The organism is Kitasatospora nipponensis (assembly GCF_039528135.1).
GTDB lineage: Bacteria > Actinomycetota > Actinomycetes > Streptomycetales > Streptomycetaceae > Kitasatospora > Kitasatospora nipponensis.
This window is the reverse complement of sequence record NZ_BAAALF010000021.1, coordinates 42,763-63,135: the sequence shown is the minus strand read 5'-3', so window position 1 is coordinate 63,135 and position 20,373 is coordinate 42,763. Positions and strand designations below refer to the sequence as shown.

The window sequence follows — 20,373 nt, the reverse complement described above, 5'->3', positions numbered from 1 at the left end:
AACAATCATTCAGGAGAAGCCCCCACCGTTTATTCGGTGGGGGCTTCTTCGCGTTGTGGGGCCGGACACGGACGATTGGTCTTCGGAGGTCCGGGCCGCAGCATACGATCGGGGCATGGCAAGACCAGGTCCTAAGGCCCGCCCCGAACCCCCCAAGCCGCGTATCGAGCCTTTCGGCTTGTCCACGGATCCCTTCGCGCTGGAGACCTCGCACGAGGTGGCCGCGATGTACCTGGCACCGCCCGAGCGGGTGCTGGCGCTGCATCTGGACGGCGAGACGATGCTCCGTCCCAAGCTGCGTGACGCGCTGCGCGAGCGGCACGACGAGCCGCTGCCGCCGGCCGTCCGCACGCTCCTCGCCGAGCTCGGCAGCACGACCGAGCGCGTCCTGGGGACCCTGCACCGCCGCCGTCGCGGGGTGGAGTTCCGGCGCTTCCTGTCGCAGCTCGACGGCGAGCTGCCGGAGGTCGGTCAGATCCACCTGATCTGCGACAACTACTTCACCCACAAGTCCCCGACGGTGGTGAACTGGCTGCGTGCCCATCCCCGGGTGACCATGCACTTCGCGCCGAGCGAGGAGGCCTGGCTGGCCTGCGTCGAGCGCTGGTTCGCCTACCAGGCGGCGCGCGAGGCGTTCCACGGGGACAGGTCCTCCGCCGCCGCGCTCGCCCAGGGCATCGCCGGCTGGCAGCGGGAGAACGAGGCGGCCGCCCCCGCGGCGGCAGCGGACGCGGAGACAGCGGACGCGGCGGCGCAGGACGACGACGCGCAGGCCGAGACCGGCCGGGCGCACGTCTGGATCAAGCCGGGCTACTGAGCCCGGGAGCCCGGGGCCCGACCGGCTACAGCTTGCCGGCGGCCTTGAGGGCGAGGTAGGCGTCGGCGAGCGCCGGCGGCAGCGCGGCCGGCGGCGCGTCGAGGACGGTGGCGCCCAGCCGGGTGAGCCGGTCGGCCACCGAGCGGCGGGCGGTGGGGGCCTGCTCGGCGGCCGCCGCGCCGTAGACGCCGGCCAGGGTGCCGCGGGCGAGTGCGAGCTCGGAGAGCCGCGGGTCGGCCACCGAGGCGACCACCACCTGGTGGCGGTGGGTGAGCCGGGGCAGCACCGGCAGCAGGCCGTCCTCGACCGGGCCGGCGTCCAGCCCGGTGAGCAGCACGATCAGCGAGCGGCGCGGGGCCAGCCGCAGCGCGGCCGCGGTGAGCGCGCGCATGTCGGTCTCGACCAGCGCGGGTTCCAGCACGGCCATGGCGTTGGTGAAGGCCGGCAGCACCTCGGAGGCGGAGCGCCCCAGGACCGAGCCGCGCTGGCGCAGGTCGTGGGCGAGCAGGTCCACCCGGTCGCCCGCCTTGGTGGCGAGTGCGGTCAGCAGCAGCGCCGCGTCCAGGGCGGCGTCGAGCCGGGGGGCGTCGCCGACCCGGCCGGCCGAGGTGCGGCCGGTGTCCAGCACGATCAGGATGTGCCGGTCGCGCTCGGGGCGCCAGGTGCGGACGGCGACCGTCTGCCGCCGGGCGCTGGCCCGCCAGTCGATGGAGCGTACGTCGTCGCCGGGCAGGTACTCGCGCAGGCTGTCGAACTCGGTGCCCTGACCGCGGGTCAACAGCGAGGTGCGGCCGTCGAGTTCCCGCAGCCGGGCGAGCCGTGAGGGCAGGTGCTTGCGGCTGGTGAAGGGCGGCAGCGCGCGCAGCGTCCACGGGACCAGGTGCGAGCCCTGACGTCCCGCCAGACCCAGCGGCCCCAGGGAACGGACCGTCAGCCTGTGCGCGCGGTGGTCACCGCGCCGGGTCGGCAGCAGGGCCGTGTCGATCCGGCGTCGCTCGCCCGCCGGGACCAGCAGGCTGTGCCGGGAGGCGAGTTGCTCGCTGCCCGGGCGGAAGGAGGAGGGCGGCCAGGCGTCCCGCAGCCGGGCCCGCAGACGGCGCCGGGAGGGGTTGGCGACGGTCAGTGAGACGGTGGCGGGCTCGCCGAGGCGTACCGCGCTGTCGCCCTGGCGGGTCAGTTGCAGGGTGCGGACCGGGGCGGCGAGCAGCAGGTCGGCCAGGACGCCCGCGAGCAGCAGCCCGCCGACCGTCGCGATCCCCGTCCAGGAGGGCAGCAGGAGTCCCACCAGCAGGCTGCCCAGGGCGGCGAGCAGGGCGGTACGGCCGGTGAGGGCCACGGCGGACTCCTTGGGGACGAGCGACGGTCGGTGGGGCGGTGGTGCTCGGGGCGGGCCGGCCTCGGTGCCGGGCGGGCCTCAGCGCGGGGCGGGAGTCTGGGCGAGGACGGCCTGGATGACGGAGTCGGCGGTCACGCCCTCCATCTCGGCCTCGGCGCGCAGTTGCACCCGGTGGCGCAGGGTCGGCAGCGCGAGGGCCTTGACGTCGTCCGGCGAGACGTAGTCCCGGCCGCTGAGCCAGGCCCAGGCGCGGGCGGTGCCCAGCAGGGCGGTGGCCCCGCGCGGGGAGACGCCCAGCGAGAGCGAGGGCGACTGCCGGGTGGCCCGGCAGAGGTCGACGATGTAGGCGAGCACCTCGGGCGAGACGGTCAGCGCCGCGATCGCCTTGCGGGCGGCGGCCAGCTCGGCCGGTCCGGCCACCGGGCGGACGCCGGCGGCGTGCAGGTCGCGCGGGTCGAAGCCGGCGGCGTGCCGGCTGAGCACCTGGAACTCCTGGTCGCGGTCCGGCAGCGGCAGGATCAGCTTGAGCAGGAAGCGGTCGAGCTGGGCCTCGGGCAGCGGGTAGGTGCCCTCGTACTCGAGCGGGTTCTGGGTCGCGGCGACCAGGAACGGCACCGGCAGCGGGCGCGGCTCGCCGTCCACGGTGACCTGCCGCTCCTCCATCGCCTCCAGCAGCGAGGCCTGGGTCTTGGGCGGGGTGCGGTTGATCTCGTCGGCGAGCAGCAGGTTGGTGAAGACCGGGCCCGGCTGGAAGGAGAACTCCGCGCTGCGGGCGTCGTAGACCAGCGAGCCGGTGACGTCGCCGGGCATCAGGTCGGGGGTGAACTGGATCCGCTTGGTCTCCAGGCTCAGCGCCTTGGAGAGGGTGCGGATCAGCAGCGTCTTCGCCACCCCGGGCACGCCCTCCAGCAGCACGTGGCCGCCGCAGAGCAGTGCCACCACCAGGCCGGTCACGGCGGCGTCCTGGCCGACCACGGCCTTGCCGATCTCGGCGCGCAGGGCGCTGAGCGCCTGCCGGGGGTCCTGCGGCGGGGCCGGGTGGGCCTCGGCGTGGATCGCGTCGGCGGGCGGTGCGGGCGCGTCCTGCGCGGACTGCTCGATCACGGCTGTCGTACCTGCCTTTCCAGGGCATCGAGGTCGTCGGCGAGCCGCAGCAGTGCGGCGTCGTCGGTCGGGGGCGGGCCGTAGAGCAGCCCGTGCAGCTCGCCGCCCGTGCGCGGGCCGGCGGGGTGCTGGGCCAGCCGGCCCGTCAGCGCGGCGAGCAGCGCGGCGCCGTCGGGTTCGCCGGCCGTGGGCGGGACGCCCAGGGCCGGGGCCAGGCGGTGCCGGGTGGCCCGGCGCAGCGCCTCGGCGGCGTGTCCGCGGGCCTTGGCGCGGTGGTAGAGGCGGGCGCGCCCCTCGGTGGTCTCGGCGGCGCGCACCACGACCGGGAGCTGCTCGCTGACCACCGGGCCCAGCCGGCGGGCCCGCCAGATGGCGGCGAGCGCGGCGGCGATGGCCAGTTGCAGGGTGGCCCAGCTCCAGCCGGACGGGATCAGCTCGGTGAAGCTCTTCTGCTGGTCGGCGGGGGAGGCCGGGGCACCGGCGTAGTCGGGCCGGAACCAGGTGAGGTGGGGCTGCGAGCCGAGCAGGCCCAGGGCGAGCGCGGCGTCGCCGTCGGAGGCCAGGTGCTCGTTGGTGAGGAAGCGGCCCGAGCCCACGACGATCACCTCGGTGCCGTCGGCCCGCACGGTACGGACCAGGGCCGGGTAGCCGCCGCGGGGGTAGCAGGCGGTGGCGCCGGAGCCGGCTTCGTAGAGCCGGCCGCCGAGTTCGGCGCTGCCGGCCCGCCGCGCCTCGGCCAGGTCGCAGTCCGGATCGGTGCTCGCGGAGCCGACCTCGACGGTCAGGTCGTCGCCCTCGGCGGTGCGCAGGGCGGGGGCGAGCAGGTCGAGCGAGACGTCGTCGGGGGCGATGAGAACCAGCCGGCGGTGGCCGGCGGCGGCCAGGGCGCGCAGCTGGTCGCCGTCGAGCAGGTCGGGCAGCGGCAGCAGGACGGTGTCGGGGCCGGTGCTGGTGGCGAGGGCGTCGGGGTCGGTGGTGCTGTCGACGGTGACGCCCTGCCCGCGCAGCAGCTGGGCTATCGCCCTGCCGCCGTCCGGGTCGGGGGAGCGCGGGTCGAGGGGCAGGTAACTGCTGCCGTCGCTGAGGCCGCCGATGAGCAGGCCGGCGAGCAGCAGCAGGGCGCCGCCGGCCAGGAACCAGCGGCCGCGGCGCCAGAGTTGGCGCGCGGTGGGGGTGAGCGTGGTGGGCGCGGCGTGGGGCCGGGGCGGCGCGGCCGGGGGCGCGTCGGCGGACGTCGCGTCAGGACCGGGCGCGGTGGTCGGGGCGGGGGTGGCCGTGGTCATCGGGCGCCTGCCGTGGTCAGGGCGGTCGGCCGGGTCCGCTGCACGGCCTGGTCGAGGTCGGCGAGCCGCTGGTAGGCGGCCTGGTCGGCGGCGCGCTCGCCGTAGGCGATGTCGTCGAAGACGCGGGCGGCCTCGCGCAGCGCGCCGGCGTGTTCGGGCAGGAAGCGCCCGGCCTCGGCGGCGGCCTCGTCGGCGGTCCGTCCGGGGCGGTGGTCGAGCAGCGTGCGCTCCTCCAGGCCGCGGACCAGGGCGCGCAGTTGCTCGCGGACCGCGGGCTCCCAGGCGCCGGCGGCGGCGTGCCGGCGGGCGGCGTCGCGGTACTGGGCGGCGGTGCGCGGGCCCTCGGTGGCGAAGAGCGCGGCGGAGGTGGTGGCGGCGCGGCCGGGGCGGCCCAGCCGCCACCAGAGCGCGGTGGCGAAGACCGCGGCGACCACCAGGAAGAGCACCAGGGCGGTGGTCCCGCTGTTACCGGGACCGCCGACCTGTTCGAGCAGGTCGTTGAGGTGGCTCCAGATCCAGTTGTTGATCCGCTGCAGCAGGCTCGGGTCGTGCCGGTGGTACTCGGCCTTCAGCAGCTCCACGCGGGCGGCCTCGCGGGCCGGGTCGCGCGGTACCGTCACCGGCGCGCCGGCCGCGCTGACCAGCTCCCCCCAGGTCGGCATCGGCTCAGGCCCCGGTGGGCGACTGGCCCTGCCCGGCCCAGCCGGTGCCGCCGTACTCGGGCAGGCCGGCCGCCCGGGCCAGTTCGAGGTCGAGGGCCTCGCGGCGGATCCGCTGGTCGACGTAGAGCAGCACGTTGATGCCGGCCTGGATCGGGAACGTGATGGTGGAGGCGATCACGCCGCCGATCGCGAGGATCACCAGGGCGGAGAGCGGCTGTGCCTGGGAGGGGTCGCCGCCCAGCGAGGTGATCGGGTCGGAACCGCTGGCGGAGGCGATCACGGTGAACGGGATGGTGACCATGCCGGAGAGCAGGCTGCTGAGCAGCACGCCCAGCAGGCGGATGCCGAAGATGCGCCACCAGGAGCCGCGCACCAGGCGCCGGGAGCGGGCCATGGCGGCCCGCACGCCCTGCTTCTCCAGCATCAGCGCGGAGGTGGCCAGGCTCAGTCGCAGGTACATCCACAGGGCCGCGCCGGCGCCCGCCAGGGCGAAGGGCAGACCGAGCGCGGTGACCGGACCCCCGTCGCTGACCAGGGCCAGCACGATCAGCGGGACGAAGCCGGCGAGCATGATGCCGACGACGACCAGGGTGATCAGCAGGGTCAGGCCCACCAGCTTCCACAGCTGCGGCCGGGCGGCCCGCCAGGCCTCACCGAGGGTGATGCTCTTACCGAGGATCGCGTGGCTGACCACGATGGTGAGCAGGGCGGTCATCAGCAGGACGGCCACCTGGCTGAGCAGGGCGCCGACGCCCAGCAGCGGGGCCGAGGCCAGGTCGCGGCCGCCGTTGCGGCTCCACCACTCGATCGCGGTCACGGTGGTCTGGGTGAGGACGGCGACCACCAGGGACAGGCCCAGGACGGTGCGCCAGTGCCGGCGGGCGGTGGCGATCGAGCCGTCCAGGATCTCGCCGACGCCCAGCGGGCGCAGCGGGATCACGCCGGGCTTGGGGCTGGGTGGCGGGTAGCTCCAGCCGGGGTGTCCGCCGGGCGGCGGGCCGCCCCAGCCGCCCTGCGGACCCCAGCCGGGCGTGGGGTGCGGCGCTTGCGGCGCCGAGGGGGCCTGCGGGGTCCCGTACGCGCCCTGGTAGGCGGCCGGGGGGCCCTCCTGCGCGGGGACAGTCGCCGACGTACCGTCCGGCCCGGGAGGAGTGACGGCCGGCGGCCGGACGTCCTCAGGGCCGGTCCCGGACGAGCTGGGGGAGGCCCAGCCCGGAGTGTCGGTCATCACTGCTCCTCGGCGTGGGGCGGTGGCCCCAGGTGGTGGCATGGCGCATTGGTGTCGCCCATCGTGCCATGGTGGCGACAGGCACCCCAGAGGTGTCGGGTTGCTGATCGACAACGGAGTCGACGGGGCCGAGGAAGTGGGGAGTTTGGGTGGATATGAGCGATCTCGGCGGAGGACCGGCGGGGAAAATGGCACGGGTGTGCGTCAGGTCACAATCCGGTAATGAGAGGATGGGCGCATGAAAGGTCGCGTCCTGGTTGTAGATGACGACACCGCACTGGCCGAAATGCTCGGCATCGTGTTGCGTGGCGAGGGTTTCGAGCCGTACTTCGTGGCGGACGGCGACAAGGCGTTGGCCGCGTTCCGCGAGACCAAGCCGGATCTGGTCCTGCTCGACCTGATGCTGCCCGGACGCGACGGGATCGACGTCGCCCGGCAGATCAGGGCGGAGTCCGGGGTGCCGATCGTGATGCTGACGGCCAAGACCGACACGGTCGACATCGTCGTGGGCCTGGAGTCCGGCGCCGACGACTACGTGGTCAAGCCGTTCAAGCCCAAGGAGCTGGTGGCCCGGGTCCGCGCCCGGCTGCGCCGTGCCGAGGAGCCGACGCCCGAGCAGCTGGCCATCGGCGACCTGGTGATCGACGTCGCCGGCCACTCGGTCAAGCGCGACGGCCGGGGCATCCCGCTGACGCCGCTGGAGTTCGACCTGCTGGTCGCGCTGGCCCGCAAGCCCTGGCAGGTCTTCACCCGCGAGGTGCTGCTGGAGCAGGTCTGGGGCTACCGTCACGCGGCCGACACCCGGCTGGTGAACGTGCACGTCCAGCGCCTGCGTTCGAAGATCGAGAAGGACCCGGAGCGTCCGGAGATCGTGGTGACCGTCCGCGGCGTCGGCTACAAGGCCGGGCCCAGCTGACGTGGCGCACCAGGCTCAGCCCTCCCCGTCCGGCCCCGAGGCCGGCGGGGAGGACCGCATCAAGGGGGCGGCCGCCCGCGGTGGCCCGGCTCAGGCCTTCGGCCGGCTGGGCCGTCCGTTCCACCAGGCGAGCGCGCTCTACCGGCGCTCGATCCAGCTGCGCGTGGTCGCGGCCACCCTGCTGCTCTCCGTCGCGCTGGTGGTCGTGCTCGGCGTCGTGGTGATGGCGCAGGTCCGCACCGGACTGCTGGACACCAAGAAGCACGCCGCCCAGGGCCAGGCCCGCGGCGGCTTCACCACCGCCCAGAAGCAGAGCGACGCCCTCGACGACCTGCGGGCGAAGGCCGGCACGACCGGCGGCTCGGGATCGAGCGAGACCGGCACCTGGCTGGCCGACCAGGTCAGCAGCCTGGCCAGCGGCGGCCAGGGCGTCTACTCGGTGGTCGGCATGGTCCCCTCGGCCGAGCAGAACTCGCAGGCCGGCGGGGCGGGCCTGCCCAGCACCCGGGTGGCCGGCGACGTCGACGCCCACAACAGCATCTCCCCCCAGCTGCAGGACGACGTGCGGCGCGATCCGAGCGTCCCGCACGAGCAGACCACCACGATCCACCGCAGCACCCCCAACGGCGGCGAGATCGCCGAGCCGGGCCTGGTGATCGGCAAGCAGCTGCGCGGTCCGGGCGGCATCGACTACCAGCTCTACTTCGCCTTCTCCTTCGCGCAGGAGGACAACACCCTCAACCTGGTGACCGGCACGGTCGCCACCGCGGGCGTCTTCATCGTCGTGCTGCTGGGGTGCATCGCCTGGCTGGTGGTGCGCCAGGTGGTGACGCCGGTGCGGATGGCCGCGGGGATCGCCGAGCGGCTGGCCGACGGTCACCTCGAGGAACGCATGAAGGTCACCGGCACGGACGACATCGCCCGCCTCGGCGAGTCCTTCAACCGGATGGCCGGCGCGCTGCAGACCCAGATCCGCCAGCTCGAGGAGCTCTCCCGGGTGCAGCGGCGGTTCGTCTCGGACGTCTCGCACGAGCTGCGCACCCCGCTGACCACGGTGCGGATGGCCGCCGACCTGATCTACGACAGCCGCGAGGACCTGGACCCGATGGCGGCCCGCTCGGCGGAGCTGCTGCAGGGCCAGCTGGACCGCTTCGAGTCGCTGCTCGCCGACCTGCTGGAGATCAGCCGCTTCGACGCCGGCGCCGCGATCCTGGACGCCGAACCGGTGGACCTGCGCGACATCGTGCACCGGGTGGTCGAGGCCGCCGACCCGCTGGCCCGCCTCAAGGGCAGCGCGGTGCTGCTGCGCGGCGCCGACGAGCCGGTGGTCGCCGAGGTGGACCCGCGCCGGATCGAGCGGATCCTGCGCAACCTGGTGGTCAACGCGCTGGAGCACGGTGAGGGCCGGGACCTGGTGATCCAGCTCGGCTCGGCCGGCGGGGCGGTGGCGGTCGGCGTGCGCGACTACGGCATCGGGCTCAAGCCCGGCGAGGCCTCCCGGGTCTTCCACCGCTTCTGGCGGGCCGACCCCTCGCGGGTGCGGACCACCGGCGGCACCGGCCTGGGCCTGTCCATCGCGGTCGAGGACGCCCATCTGCACGGCGGCTGGCTGCAGGCCTGGGGCGAGCCGGGCGGTGGCTCGCACTTCCGGCTCACCCTGCCGCGCACCCGCGGCGGCGAGATAGGCCGGGCACCGTTCCGCCTCGAACCCGAGGACTCCCGCTACAACCGCGGCCTGCGGGCCCAGGGCACCCCCTACCAGCGCGCGCTGCCGGCCGGGGCGACCGCGCTGACGGCGGCCGGTGAGCCCACCGTGATCCCCGAGACGCCCGGCGGCGCAGGCAGCGGACTGGGACCGGGACTGGGCGGCGTGCTCAGCATCGCCGGCGGGCTCGGCACCCGGCGGGTGCCGCAGACCCCGCTCTCGGACCCCTCGGACGTCCGGGCCGCGGCGGGGTACGGTGCCACCGGAGCCCAGGTGCTGGTCGACCGGGTGCCGCCGCGGCCGACGGCCGGCGACGCCGGGGACGGGTCCGGCGAGGACGACGGCGACGCGGACAGCGGCGTGGACACGAGCGCGGAGGGGTCACAGGGTGGGGAGCACCAGCAGGGGTGACGCGGGCCCGTCGGGGCGGACCGCCGGCGTGCGGGCCCGACGGTGTGCCGCGGTGGCCTGGACGGCGCTGACCGCGCTGCTGGCCGCGGGCTGCGCCACGATGCCCGACAGCGGCGCCCCCGAGCGGGTCGACCCGCCGCAGGGCGCGGGGGCGGACAAGGGCGTCCAGGTGCGGGTGATCCCGGTGCCGCCGCAGGAGGGCCAGTCGGCCCGCGAGGTGCTGCAGAACTTCCTGGACGCCGCCATCGCGGACGACCCCACCTACCGGACCGCCAAGCAGTACCTGACGTCCGACGCGGCCTCCAAGTGGAGCCCGGACAACCGGGTCGTCGTACTCGACAACACCACGGGCCTGGTGGTGCCCAGCAGTGACCCCGAGCACCCCGTGGTGTCGATCAACGCCACCGAGGTCGGCTCGCTGGACTCCCGGCACACCTACACCGCCGTCCAGCGGGCCGGGTACGAGGCCGACTTCACCCTGGTCAACGTGGCCAAGGACGCGAAGGACGGCAAGGACGGCAAGGACGCGGCGGCCAAGGCGCAGTGGCGGATCGCCGACCTGCCGGCCGCGCTGATCATCAACCAGACCAACTTCCGCAACACCTTCCAGCAGGCCGACCGGTACTTCCTGACCAAGGCCGACCCGGCCTCGTCCAACACCGACCAGCCGGTCCTGGTGCCGGACCCGGTCTACCTGCGGCGGCGAATAGACCCGGCCTCGGCCGCCGCCACCGCGCTGGCCGAAGGACCCTCCAGCTGGCTGGAGCCGGCCGTCCGCTCCGCCTTCGAGCCGTCCAGGACCGCGCTCACCGTCAACACCGACGACCCGCGCAACCCCAGGCTGCAGCTCGACGGCATGGACTTCCACAAGAGCGCGCAGCAGTGCCGCGAGATGGCCGCCCAGCTGTACTTCACGCTGGTCAGCCAGAGCGGCATCGGTTCCATCGACCGGGTGACGCTGACCTCCAACCACAGCGGCTGCGACATGAACGGGCCGCTGGCCAAGTCGCTCTTCATCGCGCCCGGCAGCCTGGCCGGCGATCCGATCGGGCCGGGCGGCATCAGCCAGTCGTACGCGCGGCGGGCCGACACCGGGCAGCTGGTGCGCCTGCTGGGTCCCGACACCCTCACCCCGACGCCGGTGGCCGGGGCGCTGGGCGCCAACCCGCTGCCGCCCGCGCTGGCGCCGGTGGGCACCGCCGGGGTGAGCGGGGCCTTCGCGGTCAGGCGCGACGGTGCCACGGCCGCGGTGGTGAGCGAGGACGGCAGGGCCCTCTACCTCGCCGGCCTGCGGGACGGCGACAAGATCAACACGCCGGTGGCGACCAGTGGGGCCACCAAGCCGGGCCAGGGGTTCGCCTCGCCCAGCTGGGACGGTTTCGGCGGGCTCTGGGTGGTGGACCGCGATCCGGCCGCCCCGAAGGTCCTGCTGCTGGTGAAGGGTCCGGCCGGCTCGGCCGGCTCGACCGGCCCCGCCCCCATGATCGGTGTGACGGTCGCGGTGGACCCCCAGGTGGGCCGCACGGTGGACGGCATCCGGCTCTCCTCGGACGGCACCCGGGCCGCCCTGCTGCTGCGCGACAACGCCACCGGCAGCCACAGCCTGGCCGTGGGCCTGGTGACCCGCGGTGGCTCGCCGGGCCACCCGAGCGCGAGCATCAGTGGGCTGCGCACGCTCGCCGGGCAGCTCTCCGACGTCAGCTCGGTCTCCTGGGCGGACCCGGACCTGCTGCTCGTGCTCGGCAAGGAGCGCGACAGCCTCCAGCAGCTGCACTACCTGCGCACGGACGGCACCGACGGGGCGGACAGCGCGCTGCAGGGGGTGGACGGCATGACGGTGGTGGCCGCCTCGGAGAACCGCGGCGACCCGGTGCTCGCCGACTCCAAGGACAGCCAGAACACCATCTACGGGCTGAGCGGCACCGTCCAGCCGCAGTGGCGGGCGTTCGGCAAGCCAGGGCTGATGCCGGCCTACCCGAGCTGACGCCGGCCGCCGCCCTGACGCGGGTGCGGGCCGGCGCCCGGCCCGTGCGGGTGGCGCCGGTGGGCGGTGGCGGCGACGGTGGCCGCCGCCAGCGGTGGCGCGCCCGCCTCGTGCAGCGCCCGGGCGGCCTCGGCCAGGCTCGCCCCGGTGGTCACCAGGTCGTCCACCAGGACCAGCTGACGGCCGCTCAGCCGGCGGTGGAAGCGGCTCGGCACGTGCAGCGCGCCGTGCAGGTTGCGGTGGCGCGCGGCGGCGCCGAGGCCGGACTGGTCGGCCACCCGGCGGCGCGGGCGCAGCACCGGGGCGGCGACGCAGGGCAGGCCCGAGCCGTTCAGCACGCGGGCGGCGCGCCGGGCCAGCCGCAGGGTCGGGTCGTGGCCGCGGGCCCGTACCGCCCGGCGGGCCGAGGGCATCGGCACCAGGAGCAGCGGGTGCGGGGCGCCCGGGTGGCTGCGCTGCGGGGCGCCCTCCCGGGCGGTGCCCTGGACGGCCCCGCAGGTCGCGGCGCGCACGGCGGTGGCGAGCAGCCCGCCGAGCGGGCCGGCCAGCGGGAGCACCCCGCGCTCCTTGTGGGCGATCAGCAGTCGGCGCACCGGATCGGCGTAGGGGGCGCAGGCGTACAGCGGGGGCAGGCCGGCGGGCGGCGGCCAGGGCCCGGCCGGGCGGGCGGGCAGCTCGTCGAGCAGGGTGGCGCAGCCGGCGCAGAGCGGCCCGCCGTCGGCCCCGCAGGCGGCGCAGGGGGCCGGCAGCAGCAGGTCGAGCAGCGTGGTCAGGGCCGGTGCCAGGAGTGAGGTCGGTGCGGCGATCGGGACACCTCCGAGCGGTCCGGCGGCCTCTTCGAGGCCCCTGTGGTGGGCCCAGGGTGGGCCGTCTGGGCGGAGTTGTCCAGATATTTACCCTCACTTCACTCGATTGAGGGTAGACAGGGGGGAACAGCTGTCCGGCCCGAACCCGCACCGCCTATGGTCCGCTGGAGAGGCGAAAAGCCCGACCGGGGTGTCTGATGAGGCTCCGGAGGGGTTTCAAGCCCCTGTGGTGGGGAGGAAGTGGGTGAGGGCCCAGCCCGCACCGCCGGTTCGGCGGGCGGCGGGCCGGCGGCAGAGTGGCTGGTCAGGCTGGGTCTCATGCCCGGTCCGGTAGTCCGGACCGGCGTCAGTACGAGGGATCGGAGTTCTGCGTGGACATCGTCGTCAAGGGTCGTAAGACCGAGGTGCCCAAGAGGTTCCGCGAGCACGTGGCCGAGAAGCTGGAGAAGGTCCAGAAGTTCGACGGCAAGGTGATCAGCCTCGACGTCGAGGTGTCCAAGGAACACAACCCGCGTCAGGCCGACCGGTCGGACCGGGTGGAGATCACCGTCCGTACCCGTGGCCCGGTGATCCGGGCCGAGGCGGCCGCCGCCGACCCGTACGCGGCCCTGGACCTGGCCTCGGCGAAGCTCGACGCGCAGTTGCGCAAGTCGGCCGACCGGCGCCGGGTGCACCACGGGGCCCGCAGCACGCCGCTGAGCGTCGCCGAGGCGACGGCGCGGATCGCGTCGCTGCCGGGCACGGCGAGCACGGAGGAGCTGGCGGAGCCGCAGGTGCGCAAGACGATGGCGGGCTCGCTGGAGGTCGAGGGCGAGGGCCCGCTGGTGGTCCGTGAGAAGACCCACACCGCGGCGCCGATGACGCTCGGTCAGGCGCTGCACGCCATGGAGCTGGTGGGGCACGACTTCTACCTCTTCATGGAGAAGGACAGCGGCCTGGCGAGCGTGGTCTACCGGCGGCGCGGCTACGACTACGGCGTCATCCACCTGCAGGCGAACGGCCTGGAGCCGGAGGACGAGATCGGCGGCGCCGGCGGCGCGATCAACGGCGCCGACCGCTGACCGGGCGCCCGGACCGGGTCCGGGTACCCGACCCCGTGGCACGGGCCCGACGACGGCGCCGTGCCACCCCAACCAGTTGACGACCCCGGCGGCCGGCCGAAAACCGGCCGCCGGGCCTGTTCCCGGCCCGCCGCCCCCGGGTCCGGGCGCCGTTCGGGTACCGCCCCGGCGCCGGCGACGCCCGTTGGGGGGACCTGCTGATCGGCGGGTGATCCGGGCCCCGGAGGCCGTGGAATGATGTGGCCCACAGCATGCGGCGAGGGGGAGGGGCGGATGGGGGAGCGGTTCCACGGCAGCGGCGGAGGTGACGGTCCCGCGGGCGGGTACGGGCCGCGGGGGGGCGAGCCGATCCGGGTCCTGGTGGTGGACGATCACGCGCTCTTCCGCCGCGGGCTGGAGATCGTGCTCGCCGAGGAGGAGGACATCCGGGTCGTCGGCGAGGCGGGGGACGGTGCCGAGGCGGTGCTCAAGGCCGCTGACCTGCTGCCCGACATCATCCTGATGGACGTGCGGATGCCGCGGCGCAGCGGCATCGAGGCGTGCACCTCGATCAAGGAGGTGGCCCCCAGCACCAAGATCATCATGTTGACGATAAGCGACGAGGAGGCCGACCTCTACGAGGCGATCAAGGCTGGGGCCACCGGCTACCTGCTGAAGGAGATCTCCACCGACGAGGTGGCCACCGCGATCCGGGCGGTGGCGGACGGGCAGTCGCAGATCAGCCCGTCGATGGCCGCCAAGCTGCTCACCGAGTTCAAGTCGATGATCCAACGCCGCTCGGACGACCGGGACTTGGTGCCCGCCCCGCGGTTGACCGACCGGGAGCTCGAAGTGCTCAAGCTGGTCGCCACCGGGATGAACAACCGGGAGATCGCCAAGGAACTCTTCATCAGCGAGAACACGGTGAAGAACCACGTGCGGAACATCCTCGAGAAGCTCCAACTGCACTCCCGGATGGAGGCCGTGGTCTACGCGATGCGGGAGAAGATCCTCGAGATAGGGTGACCCGCCCCGGCCGCCGCGGCCGGCCCCGCCGCGCTCAGTCCTGGGCGAGCAGGGCCGTCAGTGCCGGGCGCAGCGACTCGTCCGCGAGCGCCTCCACGCGGACCGCCGAGCAGCCCACCCAGTCGGCGGCCTCGCGCAGCGCCCGGGCCAGCGCGGGGAGTTGGGCGGGGACGTCGAGCGAGACCCGGCGGGCCACCAGGGTGGCGCCCTCGCGGGCCGGGTCCACCCGGCCGATCAGCCGGCCGCCGGCCAGCACCGGCATCGCGAAGTACCCGTGCACCCGCTTCTCCTTGGGCGTGTAGGCCTCCAGCCGGTGCGCCATGCCGAAGATCCGCTCGGTGCGGGCGCGGTCCCAGACCAGTGAGTCGAACGGGGAGAGCAGCGTGGTGCGGTGGCGCCCGCGCGGCTCGGTGGCCAGCGCCGTCGGGTCGGCCCAGGCCGGGGCCGGCTCCGCCCCGCCGGCGCCCCAGCCGGCCACCGTCACCGGCACCAGGCCGCAGTCGGCCACCACGGCGTCGAGCTGGTCGGCCCTGATCCGGTGATAGTCCGTCAGGTCGGCCCGGGTGGCGACCCCCAGGGCCTGGCCTGCCTGGCGGACCAGCCGGGTCAGGCACTCGCGGTCGGTGAGCTCCTGCCCGTGGAGGTCGGCCGGGATCGCCTGCTCGGCGAGCCGGTAGACCCGCTTCCAGCTGCGCCGCTCGGTGCAGACCACGTCGCCGAAGGCCAGCGCGCGCTCCACCGCGATCTTGGTGTCGGACCAGTCCCACCACTCGGCGGTCCGCTTGGCGCCGCCGAGTTCGGTGCTGGTCAGCGGACCTTCGGCGCGCAGCCGCGCCAGCACGCCGTGGTAGGCCTCGGGGCTGACCTGGTGGTTCCAGAGGTTCCCGCGCTCGCGGTAGGCGCGGCGGCGGAAGGCGAAGAGCGGCCACTCCTCGACCGGCAGGATGCAGGCGGCGTGCGACCAGTACTCGAAGGAGGCCCCGGTGCCCCAGTAGGCGCTCTCCACGGTGGGGCGGCCCACCGCGCCGAGCCGGGCGTACGGGATGAGCTCGTGCGAGCGGGCGAGCACCGAGATGGTGTCCAGCTGGACCGCGCCGAGCCGGCGCAGCACGCCGCGGGTGCCGCCACGCCGGTCCGGCGCGCCGAGCAGGCCCTGGGCGCGCAGGGCGATCCGGCGGGCCTCGTCGGCGCTCAGGGTGACGGTGGGGGGCGGGGTGGGCGGCGCTGCGGTCATGCGGGCAGCGTAGGCGGTGGCACCGACAGCGCGGTGGGCCGGCGGTGGCTCCCCGGCCGGGGAGCCACCGGGAAGAGGCCCTAGTCGGGCGGGCGCGGGTCGGTGGCCAGCCGGGCGTGCAGGTGCATGTCGTGCCGCCGCCCGGAGCTGTCCGGCATCGCCTCGCGCAGCGTGCCCTCCCAGCGGTAGCCGCCGCGCTCGGCGATCCGGCAGGACGCGCCGTGCCCCACCGCGTGCGCCAGGTCCACCCGGTGCAGGCCGAGCTGCTCGAAGGCCCAGTCGGTGGCCGACAGCAGCGCCCGGCGGGCCACGCCGCACCCGCGCTCGGCCGGCATGGTCCAGTAGCCGACCCGGCCGGTGCCGAACTCCACACTGACCTCGCGGATCGCCAGGTGGCCCAGCAGCCGGCCGTCGAGCGGGTCACGGGCCGCCCAGCTCGCCATCGTCCCCTCGGCCCAGCCCGCCCGCAGGCGGGCGACCCAGGCCAGCAGCGTCTCGTCGGGCGCGGTGGCGGGCAGCGCGCGCGGGTTCCAGCGGCCCTGCTCGGGGTCGCTCAGCCCGATCCGCAGGTCGGCCAGGTCGCGCGTTCCGAGCACGGTGGGCCAGGGGCGCAGCAGCAGCCCGTCACCGGCCAGCTCGACCGGATCCAGGGTGGGCGGTGGTGTGGTCATCAGACCTCCAGATCGGCCGGCAGCAGCGAGGCGACCCAGCAGTCGCGGTACTCGCCGCGCTGCGGGGCGTAGGAGCGCAGGGTGCCCTCCAGGGTGAAGCCGGCCCGGCGGGCCACCGCCCGCGAGGGCTCGTTGCCCACGTAGGCGACCCACTCCAGGCGGCGCACGGCCCGCTCGGCGAATCCCCAGCGGGCCACCGCCAGCAGCGCCTCCACGGCGTAGCCGCGACCGCGCGAGTCGGCGGTCCCCCAGAACCCCACCTCGGCGGCGCCCGGGGCGCGGGTGGTCAGGCTCTGGGTGCCGACCAGGGCGCCGGTCTCCTTCTCCAGCACGCACCAGGTCGCCTGCCGGCCGGTGCGCCAGCCGTCGGGGGCGAGCTGCTCGACGAAGAACTCCGCGTCGGCGCGCCGGTAGGGGGAGGGCACGACGGTCCAGCGCTGGATCTGCTCGTCCTGGCAGGCGGTGAAGACGGCGTCGACATCCTCGCCCACGGGGGGTCGCAGGATGAGTCGTTCGGTCTCCAGGACCGTCGGGGAGGGGATCATGTCGCTCATGCGGCGAGTATCGTCGCGCCCGCAGCGAGGGCGAAAGCCGTTTTCCCGCCCGGTTTGCACCGGTTGTGACACCTATTGAGGGATCCGCTCCCAGGAGTGACACGGGAATGGCGTGCTGACGCACCTCCCGGGGCGTTGGTCTCCTCGCATACGATGGCCCGTGCGGTGGGGTGGCTCCCGTCGCATTCGTAGTTGCTCAGTCCAGTGCCAATCCAGGCGAGGAGCCCGCTCAAGTGTCCGTCTTCGACAAGATCCTGCGCGTCGGCGAAGGCAAGATCCTTCGCAAGCTGCAGCGGATTGCTGCCCAGGTCAACTCCATCGAAGAGGACTTCGTCAACCTCACGGACGACGAGCTGCGCGCACTGACCGACGAGTACAAGTCGCGGCTCGCCGACGGCGAGAGCCTGGACGACATCCTCCCCGAGGCGTTCGCCACCGTTCGCGAGGCCGCCAAGCGCGTGCTCGGCCAGCGGCACTACGACGTCCAGATCATGGGTGGCGCGGCCCTGCACCTGGGCTACGTCGCCGAGATGCGCACCGGCGAGGGCAAGACCCTGGTGGGCACGCTGCCCGCGTACCTCAACGCGCTGACCGGCAAGGGCGTGCACCTGATCACGGTCAACGACTACCTCGCCGAGCGTGACTCGGAGTGGATGGGCCGGGTGCACCGCTTCCTCGGTCTCGAGGTCGGCGTGATCCTCGGCAACATGCCGCCCGCCGAGCGCAAGCGCCAGTACGGGATGGACATCACGTACGGCACGAACAACGAGTTCGGCTTCGACTACCTGCGCGACAACATGGCCTGGTCGCAGGACGAGCTCGTCCAGCGCGGCCACAACTTCGCGATCGTCGACGAGGTCGACTCGATCCTGATCGACGAGGCCCGTACGCCGCTGATCATCTCCGGCCCGGCCGACCAGGCGACCAAGTGGTACGCCGACTTCGCCAAGCTGGTGCTGCGCCTCAAGCGCGACCGCGACTACGAGGTCGACGAGAAGAAGCGCACGGTGGGCGTGCTGGAGGAGGGTGTCACCCGGGTCGAGGACTACCTCGGCATCGACAACCTCTACGAGTCGGTGAACACCCCGCTCGTCGGGTTCCTGAACAACGCCATCAAGGCGAAGGAGCTCTACAAGAACGACAAGGACTACGTCGTCATGAACGGCGAGGTCATGATCGTCGACGAGCACACCGGCCGCATCCTGGCCGGTCGCCGTTACAACGAGGGCATGCACCAGGCGATCGAGGCGAAGGAGGGGGTGGAGGTCCAGAACGAGAACCAGACGCTGGCCACCATCACCCTGCAGAACTTCTTCCGCCTGTACGACAAGCTCTCCGGCATGACGGGTACGGCCACCACCGAGGCGGCCGAGTTCCACCAGATCTACAAGCTCGGCGTGGTGCCGATCCCGACCAACCGCGACCCGCTGCGCATCGACCAGCCCGACCTGATCTACAAGTCGGAGCCGGCCAAGTTCGCCGCCGTGGTCGAGGACATCGCCGAGAAGCACGAGAAGGGCCAGCCGGTCCTGGTCGGCACGGTCTCGGTCGAGAAGTCCGAGTACCTCTCGCAGGAGCTGCGCAAGCGCGGCATCCCGCACGAGGTGCTGAACGCCAAGCACCACGAGCGCGAGGCGCAGATCGTCGCGCAGGCCGGGCGCAAGGGCGCGGTCACGGTGGCCACCAACATGGCCGGCCGCGGGACCGACATCATGCTCGGCGGCAACTCCGACCACCTGGCCTCGGCCGAGCTCGCGCAGCGCGGGCTGACCCCGACCGAGACCCCGGAGGAGTACGAGGCGGCCTTCCCGGCGGCGCTGGAGAAGGCCAAGGCCGCGGTCAAGACGGAGCAGGAGGAGGTGCAGGAGCTCGGTGGCCTGTACGTGCTCGGCACCGAGCGCCACGAGTCGCGCCGGATCGACAACCAGCTGCGCGGCCGCTCCGGCCGTCAGGGCGACCCGGGCGAGTCCCGCTTCTACCTCTCGCTCGGCGACGACCTGATGCGCCTGTTCAAGGCCGGCATGGTCGAGCGCGTGCTCTCGATGGCCAACGTGCCGGAGGACGTGCCGATCGAGTCCAAGATGGTCACCCGCGCCATCGCCTCGGCGCAGACCCAGGTCGAGCAGCAGAACTTCGAGATCCGCAAGAACGTCCTGAAGTACGACGAGGTGCTCAACCGCCAGCGCGAGGTCATCTACGGCGAGCGCCGGCGGGTCCTGGAGGGCGAGGACCTGCAGGAGCAGATCGGCCACTTCATGGACGACACCGTGGAGGCGTACGTCAGCGCCGCCACCGGTGAGGGCTTCGAGGACGACTGGGACCTGGAGAAGCTCTGGTCCGCGCTCAAGCAGCTCTACCCGGTCAGCCTCGAGGTCGAGGCCCTGGAGGAGGAGGCCGGCGGCGCCGCCGGCCTGACCACCGAGTTCCTCACCAAGGTGGTCCAGGAGGACATCCAGGCCCAGTACGGTGCCCGCGAGGACCAGCTCGGCGAGCAGGTCATGCGCGAGCTCGAGCGCCGGGTCGTGCTGTCGGTGCTGGACCGCCGCTGGCGCGAGCACCTCTACGAGATGGACTACCTGCAGGAGGGCATCGGCCTGCGCGCGATGGCCCAGCGCGACCCGCTGGTCGAGTACCAGCGCGAGGGCTTCGACATGTTCGGCGCCATGATGGAGGGCATCAAGGAGGAGTCCGTCGGCTACCTGTTCAACCTGGAGGTCCAGGTCGAGCAGCAGGTCGAGGAGGTTCCGGTCTCCGACTCCGACGAGGTCGTCTCGCTGGAGAAGGAGGACGTCCGTCCGGAGATCAAGGCCAAGGGCCTGGAGGCGCCGGTCCGCCAGCGCCTGCACTACACCGCTCCGTCGGTGGACGGCGACGACACCGTGATCGAGGGCGACTTCGAGGGCTCCTACGAGGACGACACGGACGGCGAGGGCGACGGGCTGACCCGCGCCGAGCGCCGCAAGGCCGCGAAGTCGGCCAAGGGTCGCCGCCGCAAGGCCTGAGGCGACTGACGCAGCACCGGCGGGGCGCCGCTTCCGGATCACCGGGGCGGCGCCCCGCCGCGTCGCGTCCGGGACCCGGCCGGTGCTCACCGGGTCTCCACGGCGGCGCACTGCCACTGCTCGGTGTGCCGGTGGCGTTCGAGCCGGAAGGCCAGCAGGTGGTGCCGGTGGCCGGTCTCGACCCGGACGCAGACCTCCAGCGAGCCCGCCGCCGGGGCGAAGTCGTGCACCGGTCCGAGCCTGGCCCGCCCGGCGCCGCCGCTCGGTCGCAGCGCTCCGCCGTGCGCCAGCCGGGCCAGCTGGCGGTAGCCGTCGTGGGTGGTGTGCCGGGCCAGCTGGCCCGGCGGGCGCAGGCCGCTGAGCACCTCCACCAGACGCTGCGCGAAGCGGGCCGCGAGCTCGGGACGGGCGTGGCGCGGGTGGCCGGCGCCGGCTCCCGGGCCGGTGGCGGCGCAGGCCGCCCGCGGGTGGCGGGTCGAGCGGGCGGCAGGGGTCACTGCCCGTGGCGGGCCGTGACCGGATGCTCACAGATCGTCGCAGAAACCGGAGCGTGGCCGAGCCACCCGCGCCACCGGTACGACCACCGTCCCACGG

Annotated in this window: 17 protein-coding genes; 7 read left to right on the top strand and 10 right to left on the bottom strand. The window is 74.1% G+C overall.

The genetic code is table 11. The features are described 5' to 3' along the window. The first annotated feature begins 178 nt into the window (after positions 1-178). Positions 179-817 carry a transposase gene (locus tag ABD323_RS09295; RefSeq protein WP_344440772.1) on the top strand — a complete coding sequence of 213 codons (639 nt, stop codon included), beginning with the start codon at positions 179-181 and terminating at the stop codon, positions 815-817. A gap of 25 nt (positions 818-842) precedes the next feature. Here ABD323_RS09295 and ABD323_RS09290 read toward each other — a convergent pair whose 3' ends face one another. The 5 genes from ABD323_RS09290 to ABD323_RS09270 all read right to left on the bottom strand — a co-directional run bounded on the left by ABD323_RS09290 (position 843) and on the right by ABD323_RS09270 (position 6,430). Further along, entirely contained in the window at positions 843-2,153 is a 1,311-nt protein-coding gene (locus ABD323_RS09290; RefSeq protein WP_344440771.1) for a DUF58 domain-containing protein, read from the bottom strand. A gap of 78 nt (positions 2,154-2,231) precedes the next feature. Next, complete coding sequence (locus ABD323_RS09285) at positions 2,232-3,209, bottom strand: AAA family ATPase (protein WP_344440777.1); 978 nt, start codon at positions 3,207-3,209, stop codon at positions 2,232-2,234. Between the two features lie 44 nt (positions 3,210-3,253). Further along, on the bottom strand, positions 3,254-4,540 hold the full coding sequence (locus ABD323_RS09280; protein WP_344440770.1) for a DUF4350 domain-containing protein: 1,287 nt from the start codon (positions 4,538-4,540) through the stop codon (positions 3,254-3,256). Beyond that, positions 4,537-5,202 carry a DUF4129 domain-containing protein gene (locus ABD323_RS09275; RefSeq protein ID WP_344440769.1) on the bottom strand — a complete coding sequence of 222 codons (666 nt, stop codon included), beginning with the start codon at positions 5,200-5,202 and terminating at the stop codon, positions 4,537-4,539. Before ABD323_RS09275 ends, ABD323_RS09280 begins: the two co-directional genes overlap by 4 nt. 4 nt (positions 5,203-5,206) lie before the next feature. Further along, the gene (locus tag ABD323_RS09270; RefSeq protein ID WP_344440768.1) at positions 5,207-6,430 is read right to left on the bottom strand and encodes a DUF7847 domain-containing protein; all 1,224 of its coding nucleotides are present in this window, start codon (positions 6,428-6,430) and stop codon (positions 5,207-5,209) included. Positions 6,431-6,668: 238 nt separating this feature from the next. Between ABD323_RS09270 and mtrA the strand changes: the two genes are divergently transcribed. The 3 genes from mtrA to ABD323_RS09255 are packed head-to-tail and all read left to right on the top strand — an operon-like array spanning position 6,669 to position 11,446. Continuing rightward, a complete protein-coding gene (gene mtrA, locus ABD323_RS09265; RefSeq protein ID WP_344440767.1) occupies positions 6,669-7,346 on the top strand; it encodes an MtrAB system response regulator MtrA in 678 nt (225 codons plus the stop codon). A gap of 1 nt (position 7,347) precedes the next feature. Further along, the gene (gene mtrB / locus ABD323_RS09260; protein WP_425555922.1) at positions 7,348-9,462 is read left to right on the top strand and encodes an MtrAB system histidine kinase MtrB; all 2,115 of its coding nucleotides are present in this window, start codon (positions 7,348-7,350) and stop codon (positions 9,460-9,462) included. Positions 9,463-9,514: 52 nt separating this feature from the next. Continuing rightward, on the top strand, positions 9,515-11,446 hold the full coding sequence (locus tag ABD323_RS09255; RefSeq protein WP_344440766.1) for an LpqB family beta-propeller domain-containing protein: 1,932 nt from the start codon (positions 9,515-9,517) through the stop codon (positions 11,444-11,446). Here the strand turns inward: ABD323_RS09255 and ABD323_RS09250 are convergent. Then, positions 11,434-12,039, bottom strand: a complete 606-nt coding sequence (locus ABD323_RS09250; protein WP_344440765.1) for a ComF family protein — start codon at positions 12,037-12,039, stop codon at positions 11,434-11,436. The two genes, ABD323_RS09255 and ABD323_RS09250, sit on opposite strands and share 13 nt — an antisense overlap. A gap of 584 nt (positions 12,040-12,623) precedes the next feature. Here ABD323_RS09250 and hpf point away from each other — a divergent pair. Together hpf and ABD323_RS09240 are read left to right on the top strand one after the other, a co-directional pair. Further along, a complete protein-coding gene (gene hpf, locus ABD323_RS09245) occupies positions 12,624-13,313 on the top strand; it encodes a ribosome hibernation-promoting factor, HPF/YfiA family (RefSeq protein ID WP_344440764.1) in 690 nt (229 codons plus the stop codon). Between the two features lie 273 nt (positions 13,314-13,586). Next, positions 13,587-14,318 carry a response regulator gene (locus ABD323_RS09240; protein ID WP_344440763.1) on the top strand — a complete coding sequence of 244 codons (732 nt, stop codon included), beginning with the start codon at positions 13,587-13,589 and terminating at the stop codon, positions 14,316-14,318. Between the two features lie 34 nt (positions 14,319-14,352). On the opposite strand, the gene ABD323_RS09235 is transcribed toward ABD323_RS09240, so the two are convergent. The 3 genes from ABD323_RS09235 to ABD323_RS09225 form a co-directional block, all read right to left on the bottom strand. Continuing rightward, entirely contained in the window at positions 14,353-15,552 is a 1,200-nt protein-coding gene (locus ABD323_RS09235; RefSeq protein ID WP_344440762.1) for a winged helix-turn-helix domain-containing protein, read from the bottom strand. 80 nt (positions 15,553-15,632) lie between these two features. Then, positions 15,633-16,223, bottom strand: coding sequence for a GNAT family N-acetyltransferase (locus tag ABD323_RS09230; RefSeq protein ID WP_344440761.1), 591 nt, complete (start codon positions 16,221-16,223; stop codon positions 15,633-15,635). Next, complete coding sequence (locus tag ABD323_RS09225; protein WP_344440760.1) at positions 16,223-16,777, bottom strand: GNAT family N-acetyltransferase; 555 nt, start codon at positions 16,775-16,777, stop codon at positions 16,223-16,225. The genes ABD323_RS09230 and ABD323_RS09225 overlap by 1 nt, the downstream gene beginning before the upstream one ends. A 233-nt stretch (positions 16,778-17,010) precedes the next feature. Here ABD323_RS09225 and secA point away from each other — a divergent pair, with 233 nt between their 5' ends. Further along, positions 17,011-19,779 carry a preprotein translocase subunit SecA gene (gene secA / locus ABD323_RS09220; RefSeq protein WP_344440759.1) on the top strand — a complete coding sequence of 923 codons (2,769 nt, stop codon included), beginning with the start codon at positions 17,011-17,013 and terminating at the stop codon, positions 19,777-19,779. An 86-nt stretch (positions 19,780-19,865) separates the two neighbouring features. On the opposite strand, the gene ABD323_RS09215 is transcribed toward secA, so the two are convergent. Next, entirely contained in the window at positions 19,866-20,276 is a 411-nt protein-coding gene (locus ABD323_RS09215; RefSeq protein ID WP_344440758.1) for an Rv3235 family protein, read from the bottom strand. Positions 20,277-20,373 lie beyond the last annotated feature (97 nt).

Bases quoted from the DNA above. Each gene is read 5' to 3' on its own strand.
- mtrA (WP_344440767.1), top strand. From the start codon at position 6,669: ATGAAAGGTCGCGTCCTGGTTGTAGATGACGACACCGCACTGGCCGAA.
- ABD323_RS09230 (WP_344440761.1), bottom strand. From the start codon at position 16,223: ATGACCACACCACCGCCCACCCTGGATCCGGTCGAGCTGGCCGGTGAC.
- ABD323_RS09280 (WP_344440770.1), bottom strand. From the start codon at position 4,540: ATGACCACGGCCACCCCCGCCCCGACCACCGCGCCCGGTCCTGACGCG.
- ABD323_RS09270 (WP_344440768.1), bottom strand. From the start codon at position 6,430: ATGACCGACACTCCGGGCTGGGCCTCCCCCAGCTCGTCCGGGACCGGC.
- ABD323_RS09225 (WP_344440760.1), bottom strand. From the start codon at position 16,777: ATGAGCGACATGATCCCCTCCCCGACGGTCCTGGAGACCGAACGACTC.
- ABD323_RS09275 (WP_344440769.1), bottom strand. From the start codon at position 5,202: ATGCCGACCTGGGGGGAGCTGGTCAGCGCGGCCGGCGCGCCGGTGACG.
- ABD323_RS09240 (WP_344440763.1), top strand. From the start codon at position 13,587: ATGGGGGAGCGGTTCCACGGCAGCGGCGGAGGTGACGGTCCCGCGGGC.
- ABD323_RS09235 (WP_344440762.1), bottom strand. From the start codon at position 15,552: ATGACCGCAGCGCCGCCCACCCCGCCCCCCACCGTCACCCTGAGCGCC.